This window comes from Intestinimonas butyriciproducens, assembly GCF_004154955.1.
In the GTDB taxonomy this organism is placed as follows: domain Bacteria; phylum Bacillota; class Clostridia; order Oscillospirales; family Oscillospiraceae; genus Intestinimonas; species Intestinimonas butyriciproducens.
In genome coordinates this window covers 1,062,138-1,088,474 of the sequence record NZ_CP011524.1, presented here as the reverse complement: position 1 = coordinate 1,088,474, position 26,337 = coordinate 1,062,138, and the positions used below count along the sequence as shown (strand labels likewise).

Genomic DNA, 26,337 nt, shown 5'->3' with positions numbered 1-26,337 from the left:
GACAAAACGCGGTTCCACTCTCGTTTCTCACTCAAGAGCCGATAACGGGGCCATCCGTGGGACGTTACGTCCCCGCGCTCCCGGATGCACTTCACGCAGGGCTCCCGTGGGACCGCTTTCAGCCGGTGGCGTTCCCTCTCTGCCCGGTATGACTCCCCCCGCGCTACTCTTTCCGTTCCTCGCGCCGTTTTTTCCTATGTCCTCAGTATATTATCACCTTGGCGTAATCGTGTCAAGTCTCCCGCGCCGCCCGTCCATTTGCGGAGACATTACGGGGTCTGGCTGCCCGGCTCCGTCTGGCGGGGCAGTTCAGAGAGCCAGCGTCCCTCTCCCACGGCATCGCCGCACATGGGGAGGTACCAGTAGGACAGGGAGATGCCGGTCACGTCCTCCAGGTCCACCGGTGCCTCAAAGGTCCAACAATCCAATCCGCGGGGAGCTATCGTCCAGTGATCGCCTTTCAGTCCGAAGCCGCCGCCGCCCTCCCACCGTGGGAACAGGACCGTTCCATCAGACAAATAGACTGCCAGGGGACTGTACTGGAGCAGAGACTCCACCTCCTGCTCAAAGAGAATGGAGGGTCCCAGCGGGGACAGGTAAAGCGTACGCAGCCGGACCGTGCCGATCATGTCTGAGAGCGCGACCTCCCGACTGGAGAGGATCTTGATGTCCAGAGGAATCCGCCAGTGGTCCTCCCCTATCTTCCCCCGGCCTAATCCGTCCGGATATATGCCCAGAACCAGCAGCTCCATCCCCTCCAGCCCGCCGTCCGCCGCAGCACTGAAGTAGGTCCCCCACGTTCCAAACTCCAGCAGGGCCGTACCGCTCTCCGGGTCGAATCCGACGCACTTGCCGCCCATTGTGCGGGAATTCCCCTCCTGCTCCCCCTTTCCGTCCTCTTCCGGCCGTTCGACGCCCCCCCACACATCCATGTCGGCTCTCAGCCTGTTCTGCCCTGTTACGTCCCGGGCCTGCGCATAGACCTTGACCCTGGCCCTGTCTGCCATGGCGGAAATCACTTTGATCTCAATCCCGTTCGCGGTGCAGGCCGCCGCCTCCACAGGCTGCGCATAGGGCGCAAAGCCCCCCAGGAATTCCTCCAGGGTATCCCGCAGCGTCGGAGCCGAGGCCACCACCGTCATCACCATTGCGGCGCAGGCCGCTGCCACCAGTAGTATGGTCCGCCGAAGGGGCCTAGGCCGGCGTCCCTTTTGCTCCATGGCCGCCAGCAGCCGCTCCATCTGTTCCCGATCCGGTCCCACAGCTTCCATCTCCTTTCTGTATTCCTCTTCAAACATGCTCCTCGTCTCCTTCCAGCCCTCTCCGCAGCATTCCCCTGCCCCGGTGGAGCCGAGTGCGGATCACATCCTCGCTTTTCCCCAACAGTCTGGCGATCTCCGCCACGAAGTAGCCCTCATAATAAAACAGGTGGAGTGGAATCCGATAGTTGGACGGTAGGGTTATCACCGCCTCCAGTACACCGCTCATCTCCTGCCCAGGCTGTGTCAGGCCCTGAGCCTCCTCCAGCGGACGCGCCCTCCTTCGCAAGGCAGAGCGGAACAGATCCCCCGCGCAGTTGGCCGCCACCCGCAGAAGCCAGGCCTTGGCGTGCTCATCATCCCGGAAATCCGGGGCGGCGGGCATCAACCGGAGGAACACCTCCTGCATCACGTCCTCGGCGTCCGCTCTGTGCCCTGTTCTGGCATAGGCCAGCCGGTACACCGACGGGGCAAACCGACGTGCCAGCTGTTCCGCCTCTTCCCTGTCCATCTTCCATCCCCCCTCTTGCCCTTCTCTAATTATGACACGGATCAGCCGGCCAAAAGGTGACAAAAAAAGAGCGGATCTCCGCCCGGTAAGCACCGCCGCGCCGATCCGCTCTTCTTTCGCCTCAGTTGGGCTTGAGGATATCGCTCAGGTCCACATCCACGGCATCCTTCCACAGCCGCTCCAGATCGTAGAACTGCCGGGCCTCATCCATAAACAGGTGGACCACAACGCTGGAGAAGTCCAGCAGCACCCAAGTGCCGCCCCGGTGGCCCTCTATGTGGTGGGGCGCCTCGCCCCGCTCCTTCATGACCTTTTCGCACTCATCCGCCAGTGCCTTCACCTGCGTGGTGGAGGTGGCGGTACAGATGACGAAATAGTCCGCCAGGGTGGTGAGGGCTCCGGTCTCCAGGACCTTGATGTCCTGTCCCTTTTTGCTGTCCAGCGCTTCCGCGAGGACCAATGCCATTTCTTTGGGCGTCATAGGCGTTCGCTCCTTATCTGAAATTTCAAATGATGGGGATCCCCTCAGGGGGCCCGCTCTCCGCCCCGGAATCAGGCGTAGGCGTGGGCTCAGGCGCCGCTGGCTCGTCGTCGGTGGGCCCCTCCAGCCCGACGGACGGTGTCGCCGTGGGTGCCGTGGTCTCTCCGCCGCCTCCGCCAGGTGGAGCGGAGGTGGCGCCCGGGTCCGGCGTGACGCCGGGAGCCGGTGTTTCCGTGCTCTCAGGGAGCTCAGGGGTCTCGCTCACCTCCGGCGTGGGCGTCTCCTTGGGTGTGCTCTTATAAGCGGCCCAGGCCGAGTTATGCCTGGTATCCTCCAGCACGCCGGTGCTGGAGCCGATGGTCCCGTCGCTGTTGACATACATAATATCCAGATCTTTATCGTCCAGATCTTCCAGATAGGGGTTGAAATACTCGTTCACCACGGATACCAGCTCTTCGGTGTTGGGCACCACATAGGACTGGAACTGGTAGCTCTTTCCCGCAAAACTGCGGCTCCACACGCTCTTGTTGGTGCAGGGCATGGTGACAAAGTTCACATTGTCAATGCTCAGGGGCGGCTTCCCCAGTACGGCCTGCTGCCCAAACCAGAAGATATTCTGTACGGTGAGATCTGTGGTCACGTTCTCTGTGAACACACCCGCCAAATTCAGGATGGTGGAGGGCTCTGTTACCTTTGTCAGCAGCTTCTCCACAATGGCTTTGAGCAACTTCTGCTGGGTCTCGATACGGCCGATGTCTCCGTTTACGTATCCGGTGTTGTTGTTGCCGTCCCGGAACCGGAGGACCTTCATCACGCCCTCCCCATCCAGATGCTGCATCCCCTTGGAGATATGGATATGCAGGTCCTGGGTCGGATCGTCGTAATTCATGTTGACGGGGACCTCAAAGTCCACGCCGCCAATGGCCTCCGCCATCTCGCCCACGGCCTCCCACTCCACCACTACGGAAAAGTCGGGGATAAAGCCCACCAGCTGGCTCACCTCGTCGAAGAGCGCCTGGATGCCCTCGTCTCCTCCCCCGTATACGTTATAGACGGAGTTGATGCGCTTGATGTCCCAGGAGACGTTGACCATGGTGTCACGGGGAATGTTCATGACGCTCAGCTTCTGATTGGGCACATCGTAGGCCACCAGCATCACCGTGTCGGTGTTCCCGCCGCCGCCCGTGTCCCGCCCAATGATGAGAAAGGTGAAGAAATCTTCTTTCCGCCCGCTGTCGTTGATCTCCGGCGCGTCGGAGGAGATCGGCTCCCCGCTGGCGACCGGCGGCTTGGGGCGGTTCTGCGTGGTGGGGACGTTCGGCTTGACAAACAGGAGGCGGGATGCCGCAAACGCCGTCACAATGATCGCCGCAATGACTGTGACAACGATATAGACCACCCGCAGGGCTTTCTGTCGGGACGTCAGCGGCACACGCGGCTTTTTCTGCTTCTCCGGTTTCTCGGTGCTTTTCTGGAGGCGGCTGCCGCCTTTTTTATGCTCTTTCTCTGGGTTCATCGGTTTCGTCCTTTCAGATAGTCACGTGCCTGGAGGGTATTGGTATGGACGGGCATCCCCCGTTCCTCCATATCCTCGATGGTCAGCTCGCAGCCCAGCAGAAGGGCAGCGTCCAGATCCTCATAGGCCAGCTTCCGAAGCTTTGAAAGGCCCGGAAAGTCGGCCCGGGAGGGCTCAATGTAGTCGGCCAGATACAGCACCTTAGACAGCAGGTCCATATCCGCTTTTCCGGTGGTGTGCCAGTAGATGGCCATGCAGACCGCCTCCGGCTCTCCAAAAACGTGCCGTGCGATGGCCGCGCCGGTCTTGGCGTGGAGAAGCTTGACCGCCACCCGCTCCAGCTCGTCCAGTGCGATCCCATACCGGTCACACAGCGCCAGCTGCTCGTCCAGCTCCAGATACTTAGTGCAGTCGTGGAGGATGCCCGCCCGCCGGGCCAGGCCGGCATCCGCTCCCCACCGCTCCGCCAGCCGGACCGCCTCCTCCTCACAACCCCGGATATGGGGGATGCGCTTGGCCTTCACCATGGAGAGCGACGCACAGCGCAGATCGTCGTCAGAGAGGCGCTTCAAATCGGCGCTCACGCCATAGAGTCCCTCCCGCAGGATATAGCCGTAGACCTGGCACCACAGAAGCGCCCTGGCCTCCACCCGGTTGCGGACCAACAGCTCCCGCACCTGTGTGGAGGAGATCTCCATCACCCGGGGCAGCCGGACCAGGGCCACACGGGCCCCATACCGCTCCCGAAGCCGCCGGGCCTGCCCTTCCATCCCGCCGCTGTCTGCCTCCGTCCGGTCAAAGGCAGCGATCCCGGCCAGGGATATGATCTTTTCCGGATCCCGCCAGGTCTGGAGAGAGAGAAACATGTCGGTGCCCAGCAAAAGCCACAGCTCGTCCTCGGGATAGCGTTCCCGGAGCTGGGCCAGGGTATCCGCCGTATAGCTCTTCCCTGTCCGGTCCATCTCGGCGGCGCTGGCCTCGGCAAGCCCGGGGCTTTTCAGCTCCAGGTTCACCCCATCGGCCACCATGGCTGCCATGGCGAGTCTGGCCTGGGGCGCCACCGCGTCAGGCGGCAAAGCCTTGTGGGGCGGCACGGCCGCGGGTATCAGCAGCAACTTGTCCAGCCCCAGCGCTTCCGCCGCGGCCCGTGCAGCCTCCATGTGTCCCAGGTGCGGCGGATCAAAGGTGCCGCCGTATACGCCGATTTTCATAGAGATTCCTCCACAGACAGATCATTGTGAGTTTATTTCACCAGGGCGATCCTGTCCTTCTTGTCCTTGTTATGGCTTTGACGATACAGCACGAATTTTGTTCCAATGACCTGGACCACCTCGCTACGGGTGGCCCTGCTCAGCGCGTCGGCGGCCTCCCGGGGGGAGAGCATAGCGTTCTCCAGCACCCGGCATTTGATGAGCTCCCGGGCCTCCAGTGCGTCGTCCGCCTGCTTGACCAGATTCTCCCCCAGGCCGTCCTTGCCGATGTGGACAATGGTATCGATGGAATTGGCCAGCCCCCGAAGCTGGGCCCGCTGCTTACTTGTTAGATCCATTTAAATAACGCTCCAATTTGATTTGAAATTCTTTCAGGGCATTCCCCCGATGGGAGATGGCGTTCTTTTCCTCTCCGGTGAGCTGGGCGAAGGTCTTCTTTTTTTCCGGGACAAAGAAAACGGGGTCGTACCCGAAGCCGTTTTCCCCCTGCGGCGCGTAGGCAAGTGTGCCCCGGCACTCTCCGCGGGCGGTGATCACGTCGCCGTTGGGCATACACAGTGTAATGACCGAGACAAACCTGCATGTCCGGTCCAGCTGTCCCCTCATGTTCTCCAGCAGAAGGCGGTAACGTCCCACATCGTCCAGTCCTTCACCGCCGTAGCGGGCGGAATAGACGCCGGGCGCTCCGTTCAGCGCGTCCACCACAAGCCCCGAGTCGTCGGCAATGGACGGGAGCCCGGTGCACTCCATGACGGCCCTGGCCTTCAGCAGGGAGTTTTCCTCAAAGGTGGTTCCCGTCTCCTCCACTTCCACGTCCGCGCCCACCTCGGACTCCAGGACCACCTCCACGCCCTGGGCGGCCAGGATGTCCCGCATTTCCACCAGCTTATGCTGGTTTTTACTGGCTAGTACCACTTTCATCCTTTACCCTCCCAGCGCCTGCCGCTGGATGGCCTGCACTTCCCGGATGCCCTTGGCGCACAGGTCCACCAGCACACGCTGCTCTTCTATGGTGAATGCCCGGCCCTCGCCGGTACCCTGGAGCTCCACCAGCTCGCCCTCTCCCGTCATCACGCAGTTGAGGTCCACTTGGGCGGAGGAATCCTCCTCATAGCAAAGGTCCAGCATGGGCTGGTCGTCCACGATACCGGCGGAGACGGCCGCTACGCAGGTCTTCAGCGGCATCTCCGGCAGAACGCCTTCGGACACCAGCTTGTGGAGGGCATAGGAGAGGGCCACAAAGCCGCCGGTCACCGAGGCGGTGCGTGTGCCGCCGTCTCCCTGGAGCACGTCGCAGTCCACCGTAATGGTCCGCGCTCCCAGCTTCCGCATATCCACCGCCGCCCGAAGGGCGCGGCCCACCAGGCGCTGGATCTCTGCCGAGCGCGGGGAGAGCTTCAGCTTGGCGATGTCCCGCTTGGAGCGCTCCCGGTTGGCCCTGGGCAGCATGGAGTACTCCGCCGTGACCCAGCCCTCCCCCTCGGGGACGTGGGGCGGCGTGCGCTCCTCCACGGAAGCCGTGCACAGCACATGGGTGCTGCCGCAGCGGATGAGGCAGGAGCCCTCTGCAAACCGATTGACGTTTGGAATGATCTCAATGGGGCGGAGCGCATCATAGGCTCTGCCGTCGATACGAGGCATGTGGTTTCCTCCCAATATAATTTTTTGTTCTCAAGTTCAGATCACAGCAAAAAAGCCGCCGCGATGATCAGCGCTCCAACCGCCAGGAGCACGGCGCCCCGCCGCCGGAGGTCGCCCACCGTCAGGCGGCGCTTGGGTCCGCCGCCCCGCCCGCTTCGGCCGGAGATCCACTTCGCTCCCGTCAGATAGACGGTGCCGGTAACCGCCACGATCACGCCCGCGGCAAACATACGTCCCGTCCCGTTCATACAGACACCTCCGGCGCTTTTCTCATACCAGCGCCTCGGTGAAGGCCTCGGCGTCAAAGGGACGCAGGTCCTCCACACCCTCTCCCAGGCCGATATATTTCACCGGGATCTGCAGCTCGTTGGCAATCGCCACCGTGATCCCGCCTTTGGCGGTGCCGTCCAGCTTGGTGAGTACAATGCCGGTGACCCCCGCAGCCTCACGGAACTGTTTGGCCTGGATAAGGCCGTTCTGACCGGTGGTGGCATCCAGCACCAGCAGCGTTTCACGGGCACAGCCGGGAAGCTCGCGGTCAATCACCCGGGAAATCTTGTTGAGCTCATTCATCAGGTTTTGCTTGTTGTGGAGCCGTCCTGCGGTATCTACCAGGATCACGTCGGTGTTTCTCGCCTTGGCCGCGCTCACCGCGTCGAAGACCACGGCGGCAGGGTCGGCTCCCTCATGCTGCTTGACGATCTCCGCGCCGGAGCGCTGTGCCCAGATGGTGAGCTGTTCCGCGGCGGCGGCCCGGAAGGTGTCCCCCGCGCAGAGGAGGACCTTCTTCCCCTCCCCCTTCAGACTGGCCCCCAGCTTGCCGATGGTGGTGGTCTTTCCCACCCCGTTGACACCGATGAAGAGGACCACGGAGGGTTTGGTGTCCAGCTTCAGGCCCTGGTCGCCCACGGCGAGCATATCCTGAAGGACCCGGCGCAGGCAGGCGCGGACGCCCTCCTCATCCTTGATTTTCTCGCCCTTGACCCGGCTTTTGAGCTCCTCCACCGCCTTGAGCGTGGTATCCATCCCCATATCGGACAGAATGAGGGTCTCCTCCAGCTCGTCATAAAAATCGTCGTCAATGGCGGAAAAGCCGGAAAAAATGTTCAGCTTTTTGATCTTATCAAAAAATCCCATTTTCTGCCTTCCTTTAGTTTAATTTTTCCCCGCAATGGGGGTAGTACCGGATATTTCCCCCGTCACTTCAGGTTCAGCTCCCGCTCCACATCGCTCAGATTGATGGTCAGCAGCCGGCTGATCCCCTGTTCCTGCATGGTGACGCCGTAGAGGACGTCGGCCTCCTCCATGGTCCCGCGGCGATGGGTGATGACGATGAACTGGGTCCGGTCGCTCATGCCGCGCAGGTAGCGGGCGAAGCGGGCGACATTGGCGTCGTCCAGCGCAGCCTCGATCTCATCCATGACGCAGAAGGGGGTCGGGCGGACCTTTAAAATCGCAAAGTAGAGCGCAATGGCTACAAAGGCTTTCTCTCCGCCCGAGAGCAGGGAGAGAACCTTCAGCGCCTTGCCCGGCGGCTGGACCCTGATCTCAATGCCGCAGTTGAGGATGTCCTCCGGATCGTCCAGCTCCAACGTGGCCTTGCCGCCGCCAAACAGCTCCGCAAAGGTCTCCCCGAAGGCGGTATTGATGACGCCGAATTGCTGGGAGAAGATCGTCTTCATCTCGCCTGTGATCTCGGCGATGACCTTCTCCAACTCCCGCTTGGACTGCGCCACATCGTCCCGCTGTCCGGTGAGATAGGTGTATCGCTCGTTCACCCGCTCGAACTCCTCGATGGAGTCCAGGTTGATGTTTCCCAGGCTCGAGATGGCGCGTTTGAGCTCACCGACCCGTTTCTGTGCCTTGGCTGTGGACTCCAGCTCCAGGCGCTGGGCCCGGGCTGCCTCGTGGGAGAGCTCATAGGTCTCCCACAGCTTGTCCAGGATCTGCTTTTCCTCCAGGGCGGCGGTAACCTTCTTCTGCTCCAGCACCGAGACTTCCCGCTCCAGATTCAAAAGCGCGGCATTTTTCTCCCGGCTCTCCCGGTCCGCCCGGTTCCGCTGGGCCTCCAAAGCCAGCTTCTCTTCGCTGAGGCGGGCGACGGCCTCTTTTTTGCTCTCAGTGGCGCCCCGGATCTCCTGGAGACGCGCCTCCTGCTCCCCGATCCGGGCGGTCAGGCTCTCGTTTTTCTCCTGGTACCCAGTGAGCAGCGTCTCCCGCTGGGCCCTGTCTCCGGTGATGTCCCGGCACAGCGCCTCCAGCTCCCGGAGCGCCTGCTCGGAGGCGGACTGCTCGGCCTCCAGCGAGGCCACCTCCAGCCTGAGCTGGGCAATACGGGCATTCACCCGCTCCATCCGCGCCCGGCTCTCCTCCTGTCCGGCGGCCTTGCCCTCAGCCTCTGTCCGCAGGGCCTCCGCCGCGCCCTCCAGCGCCTCGATCCTGGCGCGGGCGTTCCGGGTATCGGCCTCGGTCTGGCGGGATCGGGCCTCGATCTGCGCCAGCTCCTCCCGAAGTCCGGCCTGCTGGGCGTCCAGCTCGGCATAGGACTTTTGATAGCCCTGAAAACGCTCCTCCAGTTTGAGGATACTGTCCTCCAGCTCACGGCGCTGGGCCTGCGCCGTCTCCATCTCATAGGCGGCTGCGGTGTGCTCCCGGCGGGCTTCCTCCAGTGTCCGGGCCGCCTCTCCGAGGCGGCCGCGGATGTCTTCGATCTGGGTGTTGAGCCGCTCCAGCTCATTGGCCCGGCTGAGGATCCCCGCACTGCGGGAGGCGGAGCCGCCGGTCATGGAGCCGCCCGGGTTCAATACCTGCCCGTCCAGTGTGACGATGCGGAACCTATAGTGGTATTTCCGTGCCATGGCGATGGCGGCGTCCATGTCCTCCGTAACCACGACCCGCCCCAGCAGATTGGAAAAGACGCGCTGATAGCGGGGGTCGAACTTCACCAGCTCATCTCCCATGCCCACAAATCCGCGCTCCCCCCGCATGCCAGCGTCCCGAAACTCGCCGGGGCGGATGGAGGAAAGGGGGAGGAACGTGCATCGGCCCCCGTCTCTCCGCTTCAGGTAGGAGATCGCCGCTTTGCCGTCCTCCTCGCGCTCCACCACAATATTCTGCATGGCCGCCCCGAGGGCGATCTCGATGGCCACGGTATAGGCGTCCGGCACATGGACAAGCCCGGCCACCGGACCGTGGACGCCCCGAAGGCTCCCCCGCCCGGCCTCGCCCATCACCAGCTTGACCGCTTTGGAATACCCCTCATAGAGCTTTTCCATCTCTGTGAGCATATGGATACGGGCGGAGAGGGCATTTTCCTCCATCTGGAGTTTGACATGCCGCTCCTCTGCCGACTTGGCCTTTTTCTGACGGGCCTCCACCCGCAGTGCGTATCCGCTGATCACATTCAGCAGCGCGTTACGGTCCTCCCGGGCCTGTTCCAGTTCCCGCCGGACGCCGTCCCCCTCCGCATGGGTCTGGCTGATCCTCGCCTCTCCGGCGGAGAGTTCCTGCCGGACGGCCTCATCCCGATCCAGCAGCTCCTGGGCGGCGGCGGCCAGCGCGGAGAGCAACGCCTTGGCCTCCGCGGCGGAGGCGCTCTCCACCGCCGCCTTTTCCCGCAGGGCCTCCAGCTCCGCCTGGAGGATGCCTGCACTCTTGCTCTCCGTCCTGCTCTGGGCCTCGGACTCCTCCAGGTCCGCTTTCAACTCGACCATCCGCGCGGAGATCTCGTCCAGGCGCGCCCGGCGGTCCGCGATCTGCGCCGAGATAGACCCGGCCCGGCCCTCCTGGGCCTCCAGTTCCCGTTTCACCCGGTCCGCGTTTTCCAGATTGCTCTGGATCTGGGACTTGAGTACCGCGATGGCCCGCTCGCACTCGTTGGCGTCGGCCTCCCGCTGCTGCATCTGGAAGCGAAGGCCCTCCGCCTCCATATCCTTTTCCCGCATCTGCGCCGCATATCCCTCCGCGGCCGCATAGAGGGACTCCACCTCGTGCTGCGCCTCCTCCTTCTGGCGGACGGCGTTTTCAAAGTCAGATGTGATCTTGATGGTATTGGCGCGGATCTTATCCAGCTGCTCCATCCAGAGGGAGATTTCCAGGCCCCGGAGCTCGTCCCGGAGGATCAGGTACTTTTTTGCTTTCTCCGATTGAGCGCGCAGGGGCTCCACCTGGAGCTCCAGTTCGTCGATCTTGTCGTTGATGCGCACCAGATTCTCTTCGGTGCGCTCCAGCTTCCTCTCAGCGTCCTCCTTGCGGTGACGGTAGCGGGAGATGCCGGCGGCCTCCTCAAAAACCTCCCGGCGGTCGGCGCTCTTGACGGACAGGATCTCATCGATCTTACCCTGTCCAATGATGGAGTAGCCCTCCCGGCCCAGCCCCGTGTCCATAAACAGCTCGTTGACATCCTTGAGCCGGACGGCATGGCGGTTGATGTAGTATTCGCTCTCCCCCGAACGGTAATACCGCCGGGTGACCATGACCTCGCTCTCCTCCCGGTCGAAGAGATGCCCGGTATTGTCCAACACCAGAGAGACCTCTGCAAAGCCCAGCTGCTTCCGCCTGGCGGTGCCGCCGAAGATGACGTCCTCCATCTTGCCGCCCCGGAGCGCCTTGGTGGACTGCTCCCCCATCACCCAGCGGATGGCGTCGGAAATATTGGATTTTCCGCTGCCGTTTGGCCCCACGATGGCGGTGACATCGTGGTCAAAGGTCAGCACTGTTTTATCCGGAAAGGATTTGAATCCCTGGATCTCCAGCGCCTTTAAATACAAAAGCACGCACTCCCTATAAGCCCATTGTGTTAATTAAAATATTATACCAATTTTGCCGTCGCATTGCAAACCTTTCCCCGCCGATATTTGCTGTTTCAAAGAGGTGGTTTTTGTGATATGATACCCTTGATCCGCACGGTACGGAACACCGCATGGGAATTCAACGCTTGGAGGACTGAAATGAAAAGACGAATTGCACCGCTACTGCTTCTGTCTATTCTGGTTGGACTGCTCTCTGGCTGCGCGGGACAGGGCGCATCGGATATGCCCTTTACCGCAGGCGCCTGGAGCGGAGACCACTACGACAGCGCCTTTCTGGACCTGCGCTTTACCTTGCCCGAGGGGTGGGAGGCCTCGGGAGCCGACCAACTGGCCGACATGAGCGCCGCTGCCGACAAGGCCCTGGACCTCCAGAAAGGCGGAAACGGTGAACATCCGGAATCCATCTATCACTACGAGCTCTCCGCCAAGGACCCGGAGACCGGCGCAGGCGTTCTGGTCCTGGTCAACGCTTACAGTGCCAGCGCTACCGACTATACCTCCGGTCTCCAGAAGGGGGCGGAGGCCGAGGGCGCCTCCTATACCGTCGGGAGCACGGAGACCGTGACCCTGGCGGGCCGCCGCTACCTGATGGTTCCGCTGGCCATGGAGGGCCAGGAGACTCCCTACCAGCGGCAGTACGTCCGCAAGGACGGCGACTATCTCATCACCGTGATGCTCTTTGCCCCCACCGACAGCGCGGAGGCCTTCACCGAGATGGAGGGCTTCTTCACCCAGCTCTCCGGGTCTTAAGGGCGCAAAACGCTCCAGCCGGCGGAACCTCCGGCGCGGCGCAAACCGGGCGCACCGCTGATGCGGTGCGCCCGGTTTTTCATTGGAAGAACTTCTGATAATAGCCCATAGCAAAGATCACCAGTACAATGAAGGGTAGGACATACGTGACATAAGCTCTCGACCACTTGGGGAATTTGAGCCCTTTCCCGGCATCCGCCTCCGCCAGGAATTGTTTCCACCCCCAACCCCGTCGGGAAGTGCAGAAGAGCAGATAGACCAAGCTGCCCAGGGGGAGCAGATTATTGGATACGATAAAATCCTCCAGATCCTGAATATTGCCCACGGGCGTGGAGAATCCGCTCCAGACGTTGAACCCCAGCACACAGGGCAGGGACAGCAGGATCAGGGCGATCCCATTGACCACGATAGCCTTTTTCCGGCTCCAGCCTAGGTCCATGGCAAAGGCGACGATGTTCTCAAACACCGCAATGATGGTGGACAGCGCCGCAAAGGACATGAACAGAAAAAAGAGCCCGCCCCATACGCCGCCCAGCGGCATCTGGTTGAAGACGTTGGGCAGCGTGACAAAGATCAGCCCCACACCCTGACCGGGGTTGACGCCGAAGGCAAAGCAGGAGGGGAAGATGATCAGGCCCGCGACGAGGGCCACAAAGGTATCCAGCACACTGATGCTGATGGCCTCTCCGGTGAGGGACCGCTCCTTGCCGATGTAGCTGCCGAAGATGGCCAGGGCGCCGATGCCCAGGCTCAGGGTGAAGAATGCCTGGCTCATGGCGTCGTAGATCGCCGCGCCCAGAATAAATCTGCCGTCCGTGTCATATGCCAGGTCATGGAAATCGGGCACTAGGTAGAACTTGAGGCCCTCCACAGCCCCCGGCAGCGTAACGCTGCGAACCGCCAGGACCAGCATCAGGAGCAGCAGACAGACCATCATCGCCTTGGTGATGCGCTCCACACCTTTTTGCAGCCCCAGGGAGCAGATCCCAAATCCCAGGAAGGTGACGACCAGCATCCATCCGATCATAGGCCCCGGCTGGGCCAGCATATCGTAAAAAGCCGTCTCCACCCCCGCCGCGTCCAGGCCGCTGAACTCTCCCAGGAACATTTTGCAGACATAGGAGAACATCCAGCCGCCCACCGTGGTATAGAACATCATGAGCAGATAGTTGCCCGCCATGGCGCCATAGCGGTAGAGGTGCCACTTGGCGCCCTTGGGCTCCAGAATGTTGAAGCTCAGCGCCGCCGACTTCTGGCTGGCCCGGCCCACAGAAAACTCCATGACCATAATGGGCAGGCCCAGGATCAGCAGGAACACCAGATAGACCAGCACAAATGCCGCTCCGCCGTATTTGCCGGTGATGTAGGGAAAGCGCCATACGTTGCCCAAGCCGATGGCGCACCCGGCGGAAATGAGGATGAACCCCAGCCGGGATGAAAACTTCTCTCTCTCCAATTGTAGATCCTCCAACCTCTTTGTTTTCGGACACAGGGCCGGCTTTGCCTTTGAGAATCGGCTCGCAATAACACGCTGGCCGGCGGCGCCTTCCCCGCCCGGCTTTCACCATGGTATTGCGAACCACTTCACATCCGCTGCCGCCCCCGCCGCTTTTTCAGAGCTTCGGCGCCCTCTGCCCAGTTCTCCACCGTCCCGCCGCGCCTTGGGGAGGGCGGCCTGTGGGGCCCTTTCTCTTCTTCTCAGCCGTCCGCCGCCGCGCCCGTCAGGTGCGCGATGGCCGCCTTCGCCGCGCTCTGCTCGGCCTCCTTTTTGCTGCGCCCCTCTCCCTTTCCGGCGGGCGTCCCGTTGAGATCCACCTCCACACGGAACACTTTGGCATGGTCCGGTCCGCTTTCGCCCGTCAGGCGATAGGACAGCACCTGACCGCTCTCCCGCTGCACCAGCTCCTGGAGCGCCGTTTTGTAGTCCCGGATGCCGCCCTCCTGCTCCCGCTCGTTGTTGGTCAGGATAAAACTTGTGATGAATTTCCGCGCCGAGCCGATGCCGCCATCCAGGTAAACCGCAGCGATCACCGCCTCCACGGCATCCGCCTGAATGGACGGCCGCTGCCGCCCGCCGCCCGCGTCCTCACCGCGGCCCAGCTTGAGATACTGCCCCAGCTCCAGCTTTCGGGCCACCTCCACCAGGCTCTCCTCACATACCAGAGCCGCCCGCGTCCGGGTGAGCTCCCCCTCCGGCATATCGGGGTGGCTCCGGAACAGGTGATCCGCCACCACCATGCCCAGTACGGAGTCGCCCAGAAACTCCAGGCGCTCGTTGCTGGCCTCGCCCTTCTGCTTGTTTTCGTTGGCATAGGAGCTGTGGGTCAGAGCGTTCTCCAACAGGGACCTGTCGTGAAACAGATATCCCAGCCTCTCTTCCAACTGCTTCATACGTTTCTCCCCTCCTTCACACGCGAAAAGAGAGGCCCCGCCTTGGCGGGGCCTTTCATGCTTGTCGATTCTCAGGCGTCCAGCTTGTTCTGGAGATAGTGCACCAAGTCGCCCACCGTGGTGATGGAGGATATCTCATCCTCTCCCATCTCGGAAACGCCGAACTCCTCCTCCAGGGCCATGGAGAGCTCCACGATATCCAGAGAATCCGCGCCCAGATCATCCTCAAAGGTGGTCTCCATCGTGATCGTGTCCGGCTCCACTCCAAACTGCTCCGAAATGAGTTCACTCAGCTTCTCAAAAATCATATTGTACTCGACTCCTTAGGCTGGATTATTTACACTCACATAATAGGGACATTTTTCCGGCCTGTCAATACTATTTTTGAAAAATGAGGCCCTCACTCCGCCGCCGCGCCCGTCCGCTCCAGGCGCATATGGTCGATATTTTCCGTAATATCCTCGATGATCCCGGAAGCGGCGAAGGACGCGGCCTGCCGGATGGCGTTCTTGATGGCGTAATCATCCGAGGAGCCGTGGGCCTTGATGACCGGTTTGGATATCCCCAACAGCGCCGTGCCGCCCACCTCGCCGGAGTCCAGCAGCTTTTTGAAGTGGGCGATGCCGTCCTTGACGCACAGGGCCCCCAGCTTGGTGACGAGGCTCTTCTTGAACATCGCCTTGAGCTCCTTGGCCAGGAAGCCGCCGGTTCCCTCCATGGTCTTGAGAAAAATATTTCCCGAGTAGCCGTCGGTCACGATCACGTCCACCTCGCCGCAGACCGCCTCCCGGGCCTCCACATTGCCCGCAAAATTGATGCGGCCCTCGTCCCCCGCCTTTTTGAGGAGCTGGTAGGCCTCCCGCTGCAGGTCAGTGCCCTTGGATGGCTCCGCGCCGATGTTCAGCAGCCCCACCCTCGGCTCCGGGCGGCCCATGACATGTTCTGCGTAATAGGAGCCCATAAAAGCGAATTGGAGCAGATATTCCGGCGTACACTCGGCGGTGGCGCCGCAGTCGATGAGGACCGCGCCCCCCTTGCCCGTGGGGACCACGGGCGCCATGGCCGCCCGGCGGATGCCCTTGACGCGCTTTACCAGGAGCGTCGCCGCGGACAGGAGGGCCCCTGTGCTGCCCGCCGAGACAAAAGCGTCCCCGCCGCCATTTTTCAGAAGGTTCAGCCCCACCGTCAGAGAGGAGTCCTTCTTCTCCTTGAAGGCGGTGGCCGGATTGTCACAAATCTCCACCACTTGGTCGGCATGGGCGATCTCCACACCTGCGGGCAGCGTATCGATGCCGTCCTCCTTGAGACAGCGGAGGATGTCCTCCCCGCGGCCCACCAGGACCACCTCCGCACCGTACTCTTTTACGGCGTGCAGCGCTCCACGGACATTGCACTGGGGGGCGTTGTCTCCGCCCATGGCGTCCACGATGATCTTCATGAAATCCCTCTTTCTAAGCCAGTATGCGTCGTTTTGCTTGTCCCTATCATACTCGCTTCTGGGACTTCTGGCAAGTCCCAAGTGGACGCAAGGCGCCTCACGCCGCCTGATCCCAGAGACGCAGGACCAGCAGAACGACCTGCTCCATCGCGGCATCCTGCCTGTCAGTTGCTTGAAAAACGATTCAACCTATAAAAATGTGACAGTCGGGCGGCAAAATGCCGCCCGACTGTCGCCTATATCTCCAGCGTGCCCAAGATATCCAGTGCGCGCCGGCTCAGTTCCGCGTTTTTGTTCCTCTTGCCCTTGACCCGATGATCCAGAGGCGGAATGATACCGAAATTCACATTCATGGGCTGGAACTCCCCTACGGTCTCATTGGAGACATACAGGGCCAGGGCCCCCAGGGCGGTCTCCTGTGGGAAGTCCACAGGCCGCTGTCCCAACAGCCGGCGGGCCAGTTCCACCGCCGCCACAAAGCCGGAGGCGGTGGATTCCACATAGCCCTCCACGCCGGTGATCTGCCCGGCAAACATCACGTTTTCCCGCCCCCTCAGCCGGTAATACCGGTCCAGGAGCCTGGGGGAGTCCAGATAGGTATTCCGGTGCATGACGCCGTAGCGGACAAACTCCGCATTCTTCAGCGCCGGGATCATGGAAAAGACCCGTTTCTGCTCCGGCCAGGCCAAGTGGGTCTGGAATCCCACCAAGTTATAGATAGATCCTTGGGCATTGTCCTTGCGGAGCTGCACCACAGCATACGGCGTGAGGCCTGTTCTGGGGTCCCGGAGCCCCTTGGGCTTCAGCGGGCCGTACCGCAGGGTATCCCGCCCCCTGCGGGCCATGACCTCCACCGGCATACAGCCCTCGAACACATTCTGGTCCTCAAAGCCGTGGACCTCCGCCGCCCGCGCGGTGGTGAGCGCCTCCCAAAACGCGGCGTACTCCTCCTCGCTGAGGGCGCAGTTCACATAGTCCGCCGTTCCTTTGTCATACCGCGAGGCAAACCAGGCATGCTCCATATCCAGGCTCTCAAAGGTCACCAGGGGGGCCGCTGCGTCAAAAAAGCTGAGGTAATCCGCGTGGACCAGACGCTGGATCTCTCCGGCCAGCGCGTCGGAGGTCAGCGGCCCTGAGGCCACGATGGCGTCTCCCTTCTCAGGGATGCTGGATACCTCCCCTTCCTCCACCGTGATGAGAGGGTGCGTTCTGATCCTTTCGGTGACTTCACGGCTGAAGCCCTCCCGATCCACGGCGAGCGCCCCGCCGGCCTCCACGCGGTGTTCGTCCGCGCAGGCTAGGATCAGGGACCCGCAGCGGCGCAGCTCCTCCTTGAGCAGTCCCACCGCGTTCTCCAGCTGGTCGGACCGCAGGGAGTTGGAGCACACCAGCTCTCCAAAATAGGGTGTGTGGTGGGCAGGCGTCATCCTCTGAGGCTTCATTTCGCGCAGGACCACGGGGATGCCCCGCCGGGCCAACTGCCAGGCGGCCTCGCTGCCCGCCAGGCCCGCGCCGATTACGATGACTGGTTCCATACACATAAGCCTTTCTATCGAAGACGGGCCGCCGGCTCCGGCGGCCCGTTCCGTTTTATTCCGCCTTTGCGGCGGTCCTCTTTTTGGCCGTCTTTTTCGCGGCTGTCTTTTTGGTCGTGCTCTTCTTAGCCACCGCTTTTTTCACCGGTTCGGCCTCCTCCGGCGCCGCAGCCGGCTGTTTTTCTTCTCCGGCGGCCTTGCCGCTCTCGGCGGTCGGTTTCTTTTTATAGCCGCCCCGCTTATCCTCCGGTGTGAAGTTGGCGCAGTCCGGGTTGATGCAGAAGGGCTTTTTAAATCCCCTGCCCGACTTTTTGAACATGGTCCAGCCACACTCCGGGCAGTTGTCCTTCACAGGGACGTCCCAGGTCATGAAATCACAGGTGCTGCCGCCGCGGCCGCCGTTGTGCTCGCAGCCATAATAGGCATACCCCTTCTTGGAGGTCTTTTTCAGGATGCGCCCCCCGCACTTGGGACATTTTCCGGGCATCTCCACCACGATGGGCTTGGTAAACGTACATTCCGGATACCCCGGGCATGCCAGAAAGCGGCCGAACCGCCCGGACTTGATGACCATCTGCCGTCCGCACAGGTCGCACACCTCGTCGGATACCTCGTCGGGGACTTTGATGCGCTCCCCGTCCAAATCCTTCTCCGCCTGCTGCAGCTCTTTCTCAAAACCGCCGTAGAACCCGGACAGGAGGTCCTTCCACTTCTCCTTGCCTTCCTCCACCTCGTCCAACTGCTCCTCCATATGGGCGGTAAACGTGGTGTCCACAATGTCGGGAAATTTGTCCTTCATCAGGCCGGTGACCACCTCCCCCAGGGGCGTGGTGCGCAGGTACTTCCCCTCCTTCACCACATATTCCCGGTCCAGGATGGTGGAGATGGTGGGCGCATAGGTGGAGGGCCGTCCGATGCCCTTCTCCTCCAGGGCCTTGATGAGGGTAGCCTCGGTATACCTGGTGGGAGGCTGGGTAAAATGCTGTTCCGGCTTTACGCCGGTGAGGGAGAGGGGTTCCCCCTCCTTCAGATCGGGCAGAGGGGACTGCTTCACCTCGTCCTCCTCGTCCCGGCCCTCCACATAGACCGCTGTAAAGCCCGCAAACTTCAGGGAGGAGTGGGTGGCCCGGAAGGTGTAGCCCGCGGACTCCACCTCGATCCCCACGCTGTCGTAGACGGCATTGGCCATCTGACATGCCAGGAACCTGCTCCAGATGAGCTTATAGAGCCGGTACTGCTCGCTGGTCAGGTCCTTCTTGATCTCCTCGGGCGTAAGGCGGACGTCGGAAGGCCGGATGGCCTCGTGAGCGTCCTGTGCGCCGGACTTCGCCTTGAAATGGCGGGTCTCGGCGGGATAGTAATCCTTTCCGTAGCGGCTGACGATCATCTCCTTGGCGGCGGCCAGAGCCTCTTCGGAGAGACGCAGAGAGTCGGTCCTCATGTAGGTGATCAGGCCTACGGTGCCCTCCCCCTGAATGTCCACGCCCTCATAGAGCTGCTGGGCCACAGCCATGGTGCGGCGGGGCGTCATGTTGAGCTTCCGGCTGGCCTCCTGCTGGAGGGTGGAGGTGATGAAGGGAGGCGCGGGGGAGCGGTTTTTATCCTGGCGCTTTACGCCCTTGACGGAGAATGGGGCGCCCCGCACGGCGTCCACCACCGTCTGCATCTCCTGCTCACTGTGGAGCTCCATTTTCTTTTCCCGCCCGTGGAAGGCCGCAGTGAAAGCCCCCATGTTGGGGGCGATCCGGGAAAGATCCACGTCCAGCGACCAGTACTCCTGCGGCTGGAAGGCGCGGATCTCCTCCTCCCGCTCGCATACCAGGCGGGTGGCTACGGACTGGACCCGCCCGGCGGAGAGCCCCCGGCGGATCTTTTTCCACAGGAGGGGGGAGAGCTGGTAGCCCACGATGCGGTCCAGGATGCGCCGGGCCTGCTGGGCGTCCACCAGGTCCATATCGATGTTCCGCGGAGAGGCGATAGACTCGTTCACCACCCGCTTGGTGATCTCGTTGAAGGTCACCCGATAGGTCTTGTCGTCGGGGATACGCAAAAGCTCCTTCAGGTGCCAGGAGATCGCCTCCCCCTCCCGGTCGGGGTCGGTGGCGAGGAACACTTTCTCGCTCCCCTTGGCCGCCTTCCTGAGCTCGGATATGACCTCTTCCTTGCCCTTGATGGGCTGATAGTCGGGAAGGAAGCCATGCTCCACGTCCACGCCCAGCTTGCTTTTGGGCAGATCCCGGACATGTCCCATAGATGCCTTCACCTCATAGCCCGGCCCAAGGTACTTGCCGATGGTCTTGGCCTTGGCCGGGGATTCCACAATTACTAAGTTCGTCTTCGCCACAGTATACCTCCAGTAGATCATCCTTCTATATGCGCAAACGGGCGACCACAGGCCGGTTCTACCGCCGGACGCCATAGAAACGGCCTCCGGCCGCCCGTCCTATTATTCCGTTTTGAGCCGGACCAGTGCCTCAAAGCGCCTGCCGGGCCGCTCCGCCACATAGCCTTGGACCTGAAGCATGGTGAGGGCCGAGAGGACCCGTCGGGCCGGGATCTGCGTGAGCTCGATGAGATCATCGGCCAAAAGCTTTTTCTCCTCCAGCGCGGCCAGAAGCTCGATCTGGTCGTCTGTCAGGGCGCTTCTGTCAATATATGCCCGCTCCGGGGACTTGTCAACCGCTTTTTCCGCATCTTCGGTATGCTTTTCCTCCGGCTCCTCTGCCCAGGGCTCCAGACGGGCCGCGGCCTCCTCCCCGCTCAGCGGCACGGGGCGGCGGACTTTGCCGGGAAAGCGGTCCTCATATTCTCGCAGGACATCCCGAGCACAGGTGACCAGCCGGGCCCCCTGCTGGATGAGGCGGTTGGGCCCCTCACTCATGGGGGCATCCGCATTTCCGGGCACGGCAAACACATCCCGGTCCTGGTCCAACGCCTGCCGGACGGTGGTCATGGTACCGCTCCGCACGCCGCACTCCACCGCCACCACACCCAGACTTACGCCGCTGATGATGCGGTTGCGCACAGGAAAGTGCCAGCCCTCCGGCGGTGTACCGGGCGGGTACTCGCTCAAAAGGGCGCCTGCCGCGGCCACATCCTCGTAGAGGAAACGGTTCTCCCTCGGGTAGGCCACGTCAATGCCGCAGCCCAGCACCGACACCACCGGGCCGCCGCCCTTGAGCGCCCCTCTCACCGCCTCGGTGTCCAAGCCCTGAGCAATACCGGAGACCACCAAGGCCCCCTCCCGGGCCAGCTCCAGCCCCAGCCGCCCCGCCATCCGCTTCCCATACTCCGAGGGCCGGCGGCTTCCCACCACGGCCACGGCGATCTCCTCATCGAAGGCGGGCAGCCGGCCCTTCACATAGAGGACGGCGGGCGGATCGTAGATATTCTTGAGCCGGTCCGGATAATCGGCGTCTCCCAGCGTGAGGATGCGCAGGCCGAGGCGCTCGCAGTCGGCCAGGATGCCCTCCGCCTCCGCCAAGTGTTTCTCCTGGAGCGCAGTCCGCACGGGAAGAGGGAGGTCGGACAGGAGGTCATACTCGCCGGGATCGGCAAAGTAGGCCCCTTCCGGCGTGCCGAAATGCTCCAGCAGCCGGACGGCGTGCTCGGGGCGCAGGCCCTTTCGCGTGGTCAGCCACAGCCAATATTTCAGACTCGCCATATCCTCCGTCCCCTCTCTCGTTTCAGATGGAAAGTCCGCTCCGCGCCATCTCCCACAGCACCACTGAGGCCGCCACTGCGGCGTTCAGAGATTCGCAGCGCGCCCGCATGGGAATCTTCAGGGTCTGTCCGCACAGGGCCAGCGTTTCCTCCGAAACCCCCTTGCCCTCACTGCCGATGACCACGGCGCACCGGCGCAGGTCTGCCCGGCGCACATCCTCAGTATCCGCCCGCAGCGCAGTGGCGTACAGTGGGAGCGCCGCGTCTGTCAGGCGGGCGGTCAGGGTCTCGCGCTCCATTTCCCAGACGGGAAGACGGAAACAGGCCCCCATGGTAGCCCGGACTGTTTTGGGGGAAAAGGGGTCCGCACAGCCGGGCAGCAGGATGAGCCCGTCCGCTCCGAAGGCGTCGGCTGTGCGCCAGACCGTACCCACGTTGCCCGGGTCCTGGACCCCATCCAGCACCAGATAGCGGGTGCCGGTAAGCTTGTCCGGCGCGCTCAGATCCGGAGCCCTGCACAGGAACAGCACCCCCTGGGGTGTCTCTGTGGTGGACAGGCTCTTCAGCAGCTCCGGCGGAACGGACACCTCCCGCGCTCCGGGCGGGCATGGGACGCTCCGCCCCTCTTCCGCCACCACGGCGGTGATCTCCGCCCCCCACCGCAGGGCCTCCGCCAGCAGCTTGGGCCCGTCACAGACAAACTCCCCCCGCTCCCGGCGATAAGCGCGGGAGGCATTCAGTCTGCGGATGTGGCCCACCAGAGGATTTTGGCGGCTGGTGATATGTTCCACGCTGCTCATAGATCGTGGAGGGTACTAGTGTTTTCGTTGCGGCCCAGCGTGACCACCACATCGCCGGGCGAGATCACATAGGACGCTCCGGGGGCCACTACCAGATCGTTTTCACTCCCGCCCTTCCGAACGGCGATGATATTGACGCCATATTTGGCCCGCACGTCCAGATCCTTGATGGAATGTCCCTGCCAGGGCTTCGGGGCGGCGAGCTCCACGATGCCAAAGTCGTCGGAGAGCTCGATAAAATTGAGGATATTGGAACTGGAGAGGTTCTGCGCCAGCTTCACGCCTGTCTCGTGCTCCGGGAACACCACCCTGTCTGCGCCGATCTTTTGTAGCACCTTCTGGTGGACGTGGCTCTGGGCCTTGGCAATGACCTGTTTGACACCGATCTCCTTGAGATTCATAGTGATGAGGGCGCTGTTGCCCACATCGTCGGCCACCGCCACAATGGCGCAGTCATAGTTTCTCACTCCAAGGGCCCGGAGGACGGCCGGGTCCCGGGCATCGCCGGTGACAGCATGGGTCACATGGTCGGCAATGGCCTGCACCCGTCCCTCGTCTCCATCGATCGCCAGCACCTCATGGCCCAGCTTGCAGAGCTCTGCGGCAACCGCAGTGCCAAAGCGCCCCAATCCGATCACAACATAAGTTTTCACAGCATACAGCTCCTTTTGACCGCAGCTCAGCCGATCATGATATCCATGGTGGGATATTTGATCTTTGCCGGATACTTGCTCCTCGCCAGAAAAGCGATGGAAAAGGACATGATACCCACGCGACCCAGGAACATCATACAGATGAGCAGCACGTGGGAGAAAAGGCTCAAAGTGGGGGTGATGCCCACCGTCACGCCCACCGTGGCCATGGCAGAGGCCGACTCGAAGGCAGCGGACAGAAATGGGACGTCGTCCACCAGAGAGATAATCATGGATCCTGCCAGGAAAATCACCGCCACGATCAGTGTGAGGGTGAGCGCGTTCATCACCCTGCGGTGGGAGATGCTCCTGCCCCGCAGGGTGACCTCTTCTCTGCCCGCCAGGCCCGCCCGCAGGGTGAGAAAAAGCACGCCCACCGTCACGGTCTTGAGTCCGCCTGCGGTGGAGCCGCTGGAGCCCCCGATGAGCATCAGGATACAGGACATCGCCAGGGAGCTGTCCCGCAGATTCCCCTGTCCGATGGTGTCAAAGCCGGCCGTACGCAGGGTGACGGCCTGGAAGGCGGCGTTGAGCACACGCTTCCAGCCGGGCATATCACCCAGCGTTGCAGGATTGTCCCACTCCGCCAGCAGGAAAAAGAGCCCGCCCCCCAGGATCAGGGCGGCGGTAAAGCTCAGTACCATCTTGCTGTACAGGGAGAGTCTTCTCAGGTCTCTTCCGCAGCGCAGAATATCCTCCCATACAAAAAAGCCCAGTCCGCCGATGGTGATGAGCGCCATGATCGTAAGCAGTACGACCGGATTTCCATTGTAAGAGGCCAGGCTGGAAAACTCCCCCTCCGTCCCCAGCAGGTCGAACCCCGCGTTGCAGAAAGCGGAAACGGCATGAAAGATCCCGCGCCACAGGCCCTTTAAAAATCCATACCTCGGCAGGAAGCACAGCGTGAGAACGACCGCTCCGGTCCCCTCGATCAGGAAGGTACCCATCAGAGCGTGGCGCACCACACGGACCACCCCGTCCATATCGTTGAGATTCAGTGTGGAGACCATAATGAGCCGCTCGGAGAGCCCGATCCTGCGCCGTAGGGCAAAGGAGACCAGGGTAATGACCGTCATAAACCCCAGGCCGCCAAGCTGGATCATCGCCAGAATGACCACCTGTCCGAACAGGGTCCAGTGCGCCCAGGTGTCCACCAGAATAAGACCGGTCACGCAGGACGCGGAAGTGGCCGTAAAAAGGCAGGTGAGCGGATCGGTGGCCTGCCCGTCCCGGCTGGCCACGGGAAGCATGAGCAGCAGTGTTCCCAGCAAAATGATCACACCGAAGGAGGAGACCACGATGCGGGCCGGGTTCAGATTCTGCATGCTCCGAAGCCGGTTGCGGATACGCCAGCGGATCTGGAAAGGCACAAAAAAGCCTCCTTAGAGACGGGCCGCATGGGCCCATTGAAATTACCGGAACGCACAACAGCATACCGGCGGATCTCTCCGACGGTATGCTGCTGCATGTCTATCTTCAGTCCAGCGGCTTCATGGTGGGGAAGAGAATTACCTCCCGGATGGTGTCGGAATTGGTCAGCAGCATGACGGCCCGGTCAATGCCGATTCCCATACCGCCCGTGGGGGTCATGCCGTACTCCAGGGCGTTGATAAAGTCCTCATCCATCATGCCGGCCTCATCGTTGCCCATGTCCCGGAGCGCCAGCTCGTGTTCAAAGCGGCCGCGCTGGTCGATGGGATCGTTCAGCTCGGAGAACGCATTTGCAAATTCGCAGTGGTTGATGAAGAGCTCAAACCGCTCGGTAAGCCTGGGGTCCTTGGGGGAGCGCTTGGTGAGCGGGGAGACCTCCACGGGGTACATGGTAATAAAGGTGGGCTGGATCAGTTTCTCCTCCACACGCTGGTCGAAGCACTCATAGAGAGCGGTCCCCCAGGTGCGCTCACACCCTTCCATATCGATGCCCACGGCCTCGGCAGCGCGGCAGGCGGTCTCATCGTCGCTGATGGCGTCGAAGTCTACGCCCACATACTGCTTTACCGCATCGATCATGGTCAGGCGCTTCCATCCAGGGGTCAGGTCGATGCTCTCGCCCAGCCACTCCACCTGATAGCTGCCCAGGATATCCTTGGCGGCGGAGGAGAGGATACCCTCCGCAATATCCATCATATCGTGGAAGTCGGCATAGGACTCATAGAGCTCAATGGTCGTGAACTCCGGATTGTGCTTGGGGTCCATACCCTCGTTGCGGAAGATGCGCCCGATCTCATAGACCCGCTCGAAGCCGCCCACGATGAGGCGCTTGAGATGGAGCTCCGTTGCGATGCGCATATACATATCGATGTCCAAGGTATTGTGATGGGTGATGAAGGGCCGGGCGGTAGCGCCGCCGGAGATGGTGTTGAGGATAGGGGTCTCCACCTCCATATAGTCCCTGGCGTCCAGATAGGCCCGGACGTGCCGGATGAACTTGGTGCGGATCTCAAAGGTCCGGCGCACATCCTCATTCATGATGAGGTCCACATACCGCTGGCGGAACCGGGTCTCCGTGTCCTTCAGCCCGTGGAACTTCTCCGGCAGGGGGATGAGGGACTTGGACAGGAGAGTGACCTTGTGGGCCTTTACGGAGATCTCGCCGCGCTTGGTCTTGAACACCTCGCCCTCAACGCCCACGATATCGCCGATATCGGTCTTTTTGAACTTGGCGAAGGCCTCCTCGCCCAGCTCGTCGATGCGGACATAGAGCTGGATGCGTCCCTTGCCGTCCTGAAGATCGCAGAACACGGCTTTGCCCATCCCGCGCTTGGACATGATGCGTCCAGCGACGGAGACCTGTTTTCCTTCCATCTCCTCAAACTTTTCCTTCACGTCAGCGCTGCGGGCGGTGACGACATATTTGGTGATCTGAAAGGGGTCTTCCCCCGCGTCCTGAAGCTCTTTGAGCTTGGCGCGGCGAATGAGCCTCTGCTCGGACAGGTCCATCTCCTGCTCGGGTGCGCCGGTGTTCTTCTCTTCTGTCATTTTGGGTTCCTCCTGTTTCTCGGCTTACTAGGCCTTTTGTATATCTAGGACCTGGTAGTGGAGGACTCCGGCGGGGGCCTCCACCACTACGTCATCTCCAACGACCTTGCCCAGCAGGGCCTTGCCGAAGGGAGATTCCTCTGAAATGCGACCGTTCATGGGATCGGCCTCCTGGGAGCCCACCACCTGGTAGACCTCCTGCTCGTTGAACTCCTTGTCCAACACGGTGATCCGGCTGCCCAGACGTACAGCGTCATGGGCCGTTTCGTGCTCCTCGATCACTACATAGTTGGCCAGAATGGTCTCGATTTCCGCGATGCGGGAATAGAGCTTGCCCTGCTCGTTCTTCGCCTCGTCGTATTCGCTGTTCTCGCTCAGGTCGCCGAAGGAGCGGGCCTCCTTGATCTGATCGGCCACCTCTTTCTCACGGACCGTTTTCAGGTAAACGAGCTCGTCCTGAAGGGCCTTGAGCCGCTCAGGGCTCAGCTTGTATTCTTTCGCCATGCTTCACTGCTTCCTTTCTCTGTGCGAATCAATCCGAATCTTAGAAAGACCGGTACCCGTTTAAAATCCACGGAATATCCGCCGGGCTCCAGGTCCTTGGTAGGTTTTATTATTATTAAGGTAAGTATCTGCTTCTGCATTATTCTGTATTATAT

Annotated in this window: 24 protein-coding genes; 1 reads left to right on the top strand and 23 read right to left on the bottom strand. The window is 61.8% G+C overall.

All coding sequences use genetic code 11. The features are described 5' to 3' along the window. Positions 1–269 precede the first annotated feature (269 nt). From SRB521_RS05300 to smc, 11 genes are all read right to left on the bottom strand, one after another. Positions 270–1,298 (bottom strand): hypothetical protein, encoded by a 1,029-nt coding sequence (locus tag SRB521_RS05300; RefSeq protein WP_116722410.1) that lies wholly within the window; start codon positions 1,296–1,298, stop codon positions 270–272. Then, positions 1,291–1,770, bottom strand: a complete 480-nt coding sequence (locus SRB521_RS05295) for an RNA polymerase sigma factor (protein WP_116722411.1) — start codon at positions 1,768–1,770, stop codon at positions 1,291–1,293. The genes SRB521_RS05300 and SRB521_RS05295 overlap by 8 nt, the downstream gene beginning before the upstream one ends. Before the next feature lie 121 nt (positions 1,771–1,891). Next, the gene (rsfS, locus tag SRB521_RS05290; protein WP_033117525.1) at positions 1,892–2,251 is read right to left on the bottom strand and encodes a ribosome silencing factor; all 360 of its coding nucleotides are present in this window, start codon (positions 2,249–2,251) and stop codon (positions 1,892–1,894) included. 25 nt (positions 2,252–2,276) lie between these two features. Further along, positions 2,277–3,767 carry an LCP family protein gene (locus SRB521_RS05285; RefSeq protein WP_075704204.1) on the bottom strand — a complete coding sequence of 497 codons (1,491 nt, stop codon included), beginning with the start codon at positions 3,765–3,767 and terminating at the stop codon, positions 2,277–2,279. Continuing rightward, positions 3,764–4,978: a bis(5'-nucleosyl)-tetraphosphatase (symmetrical) YqeK gene (gene yqeK / locus SRB521_RS05280; protein ID WP_116722412.1), complete on the bottom strand. Its 1,215-nt coding sequence runs from the start codon at positions 4,976–4,978 to the stop codon at positions 3,764–3,766. The genes SRB521_RS05285 and yqeK overlap by 4 nt, the downstream gene beginning before the upstream one ends. Positions 4,979–5,010: 32 nt before the next feature. Continuing rightward, positions 5,011–5,316 carry a ribosome assembly RNA-binding protein YhbY gene (yhbY, locus tag SRB521_RS05275; RefSeq protein WP_033117555.1) on the bottom strand — a complete coding sequence of 102 codons (306 nt, stop codon included), beginning with the start codon at positions 5,314–5,316 and terminating at the stop codon, positions 5,011–5,013. Then, a complete protein-coding gene (locus SRB521_RS05270; protein WP_058118037.1) occupies positions 5,300–5,899 on the bottom strand; it encodes an XTP/dITP diphosphatase in 600 nt (199 codons plus the stop codon). The genes yhbY and SRB521_RS05270 overlap by 17 nt, the downstream gene beginning before the upstream one ends. Positions 5,900–5,902: 3 nt before the next feature. Then, on the bottom strand, positions 5,903–6,619 hold the full coding sequence (gene rph / locus SRB521_RS05265) for a ribonuclease PH (protein ID WP_058118038.1): 717 nt from the start codon (positions 6,617–6,619) through the stop codon (positions 5,903–5,905). Between the two features lie 41 nt (positions 6,620–6,660). Beyond that, on the bottom strand, positions 6,661–6,867 hold the full coding sequence (locus tag SRB521_RS05260; RefSeq protein ID WP_058118039.1) for a hypothetical protein: 207 nt from the start codon (positions 6,865–6,867) through the stop codon (positions 6,661–6,663). 22 nt (positions 6,868–6,889) lie between these two features. Beyond that, positions 6,890–7,756, bottom strand: coding sequence for a signal recognition particle-docking protein FtsY (gene ftsY, locus SRB521_RS05255; protein WP_075704207.1), 867 nt, complete (start codon positions 7,754–7,756; stop codon positions 6,890–6,892). Between the two features lie 62 nt (positions 7,757–7,818). After that, positions 7,819–11,388 (bottom strand): chromosome segregation protein SMC, encoded by a 3,570-nt coding sequence (smc, locus tag SRB521_RS05250; protein WP_116722413.1) that lies wholly within the window; start codon positions 11,386–11,388, stop codon positions 7,819–7,821. 180 nt (positions 11,389–11,568) lie between these two features. Here smc and SRB521_RS05245 point away from each other — a divergent pair, with 180 nt between their 5' ends. After that, on the top strand, positions 11,569–12,180 hold the full coding sequence (locus SRB521_RS05245) for a hypothetical protein (RefSeq protein WP_116722414.1): 612 nt from the start codon (positions 11,569–11,571) through the stop codon (positions 12,178–12,180). A gap of 79 nt (positions 12,181–12,259) precedes the next feature. Here SRB521_RS05245 and SRB521_RS05240 read toward each other — a convergent pair whose 3' ends face one another. The 12 genes from SRB521_RS05240 to greA all read right to left on the bottom strand — a co-directional run bounded on the left by SRB521_RS05240 (position 12,260) and on the right by greA (position 26,182). Next, positions 12,260–13,636 (bottom strand): sodium-dependent transporter, encoded by a 1,377-nt coding sequence (locus SRB521_RS05240; RefSeq protein ID WP_075704210.1) that lies wholly within the window; start codon positions 13,634–13,636, stop codon positions 12,260–12,262. Positions 13,637–13,878: 242 nt separating this feature from the next. Continuing rightward, complete coding sequence (gene rnc / locus SRB521_RS05235; RefSeq protein WP_075704211.1) at positions 13,879–14,571, bottom strand: ribonuclease III; 693 nt, start codon at positions 14,569–14,571, stop codon at positions 13,879–13,881. Between the two features lie 71 nt (positions 14,572–14,642). After that, positions 14,643–14,879: an acyl carrier protein gene (gene acpP / locus SRB521_RS05230; RefSeq protein ID WP_033117515.1), complete on the bottom strand. Its 237-nt coding sequence runs from the start codon at positions 14,877–14,879 to the stop codon at positions 14,643–14,645. A 92-nt stretch (positions 14,880–14,971) separates the two neighbouring features. Next, positions 14,972–16,009 carry a phosphate acyltransferase PlsX gene (gene plsX, locus SRB521_RS05225; RefSeq protein ID WP_116722415.1) on the bottom strand — a complete coding sequence of 346 codons (1,038 nt, stop codon included), beginning with the start codon at positions 16,007–16,009 and terminating at the stop codon, positions 14,972–14,974. Between the two features lie 236 nt (positions 16,010–16,245). Next, positions 16,246–17,544, bottom strand: a complete 1,299-nt coding sequence (gene trmFO, locus SRB521_RS05220) for a methylenetetrahydrofolate--tRNA-(uracil(54)-C(5))-methyltransferase (FADH(2)-oxidizing) TrmFO (protein WP_075704212.1) — start codon at positions 17,542–17,544, stop codon at positions 16,246–16,248. A 55-nt stretch (positions 17,545–17,599) separates the two neighbouring features. Beyond that, positions 17,600–19,888: a type I DNA topoisomerase gene (gene topA / locus SRB521_RS05215; protein ID WP_116722416.1), complete on the bottom strand. Its 2,289-nt coding sequence runs from the start codon at positions 19,886–19,888 to the stop codon at positions 17,600–17,602. Positions 19,889–19,990: 102 nt separating this feature from the next. Next, the gene (gene dprA / locus SRB521_RS05210; RefSeq protein ID WP_116722417.1) at positions 19,991–21,208 is read right to left on the bottom strand and encodes a DNA-processing protein DprA; all 1,218 of its coding nucleotides are present in this window, start codon (positions 21,206–21,208) and stop codon (positions 19,991–19,993) included. Between the two features lie 22 nt (positions 21,209–21,230). Next, positions 21,231–22,007 (bottom strand): TrmH family RNA methyltransferase, encoded by a 777-nt coding sequence (locus tag SRB521_RS05205; RefSeq protein WP_242976589.1) that lies wholly within the window; start codon positions 22,005–22,007, stop codon positions 21,231–21,233. Next, positions 22,004–22,660 (bottom strand): potassium channel family protein, encoded by a 657-nt coding sequence (locus SRB521_RS05200; protein WP_033117510.1) that lies wholly within the window; start codon positions 22,658–22,660, stop codon positions 22,004–22,006. Before SRB521_RS05200 ends, SRB521_RS05205 begins: the two co-directional genes overlap by 4 nt. Positions 22,661–22,686: 26 nt before the next feature. After that, complete coding sequence (locus SRB521_RS05195; RefSeq protein WP_033117509.1) at positions 22,687–24,069, bottom strand: TrkH family potassium uptake protein; 1,383 nt, start codon at positions 24,067–24,069, stop codon at positions 22,687–22,689. A gap of 106 nt (positions 24,070–24,175) precedes the next feature. After that, complete coding sequence (gene lysS / locus SRB521_RS05190) at positions 24,176–25,678, bottom strand: lysine--tRNA ligase (RefSeq protein WP_075704215.1); 1,503 nt, start codon at positions 25,676–25,678, stop codon at positions 24,176–24,178. Between the two features lie 27 nt (positions 25,679–25,705). Next, positions 25,706–26,182: a transcription elongation factor GreA gene (greA, locus tag SRB521_RS05185; RefSeq protein WP_033117507.1), complete on the bottom strand. Its 477-nt coding sequence runs from the start codon at positions 26,180–26,182 to the stop codon at positions 25,706–25,708. Positions 26,183–26,337: the final 155 nt, after the last annotated feature.

Bases quoted from the DNA above. Each gene is read 5' to 3' on its own strand.
- SRB521_RS05270 (WP_058118037.1), bottom strand. From the start codon at position 5,899: ATGAAAGTGGTACTAGCCAGTAAAAACCAGCATAAGCTGGTGGAAATG.
- ftsY (WP_075704207.1), bottom strand. From the start codon at position 7,756: ATGGGATTTTTTGATAAGATCAAAAAGCTGAACATTTTTTCCGGCTTT.
- lysS (WP_075704215.1), bottom strand. From the start codon at position 25,678: ATGACAGAAGAGAAGAACACCGGCGCACCCGAGCAGGAGATGGACCTG.
- rsfS (WP_033117525.1), bottom strand. From the start codon at position 2,251: ATGACGCCCAAAGAAATGGCATTGGTCCTCGCGGAAGCGCTGGACAGC.
- SRB521_RS05295 (WP_116722411.1), bottom strand. From the start codon at position 1,770: ATGGACAGGGAAGAGGCGGAACAGCTGGCACGTCGGTTTGCCCCGTCG.
- greA (WP_033117507.1), bottom strand. From the start codon at position 26,182: ATGGCGAAAGAATACAAGCTGAGCCCTGAGCGGCTCAAGGCCCTTCAG.
- SRB521_RS05245 (WP_116722414.1), top strand. From the start codon at position 11,569: ATGAAAAGACGAATTGCACCGCTACTGCTTCTGTCTATTCTGGTTGGA.
- SRB521_RS05300 (WP_116722410.1), bottom strand. From the start codon at position 1,298: ATGTTTGAAGAGGAATACAGAAAGGAGATGGAAGCTGTGGGACCGGAT.
- SRB521_RS05260 (WP_058118039.1), bottom strand. From the start codon at position 6,867: ATGAACGGGACGGGACGTATGTTTGCCGCGGGCGTGATCGTGGCGGTT.
- acpP (WP_033117515.1), bottom strand. From the start codon at position 14,879: ATGATTTTTGAGAAGCTGAGTGAACTCATTTCGGAGCAGTTTGGAGTG.
- rph (WP_058118038.1), bottom strand. From the start codon at position 6,619: ATGCCTCGTATCGACGGCAGAGCCTATGATGCGCTCCGCCCCATTGAG.
- dprA (WP_116722417.1), bottom strand. From the start codon at position 21,208: ATGGCGAGTCTGAAATATTGGCTGTGGCTGACCACGCGAAAGGGCCTG.
- yqeK (WP_116722412.1), bottom strand. From the start codon at position 4,978: ATGAAAATCGGCGTATACGGCGGCACCTTTGATCCGCCGCACCTGGGA.
- yhbY (WP_033117555.1), bottom strand. From the start codon at position 5,316: ATGGATCTAACAAGTAAGCAGCGGGCCCAGCTTCGGGGGCTGGCCAAT.
- plsX (WP_116722415.1), bottom strand. From the start codon at position 16,009: ATGAAGATCATCGTGGACGCCATGGGCGGAGACAACGCCCCCCAGTGC.
- SRB521_RS05205 (WP_242976589.1), bottom strand. From the start codon at position 22,007: ATGAGCAGCGTGGAACATATCACCAGCCGCCAAAATCCTCTGGTGGGC.
- rnc (WP_075704211.1), bottom strand. From the start codon at position 14,571: ATGAAGCAGTTGGAAGAGAGGCTGGGATATCTGTTTCACGACAGGTCC.
- SRB521_RS05285 (WP_075704204.1), bottom strand. From the start codon at position 3,767: ATGAACCCAGAGAAAGAGCATAAAAAAGGCGGCAGCCGCCTCCAGAAA.
- trmFO (WP_075704212.1), bottom strand. From the start codon at position 17,544: ATGGAACCAGTCATCGTAATCGGCGCGGGCCTGGCGGGCAGCGAGGCC.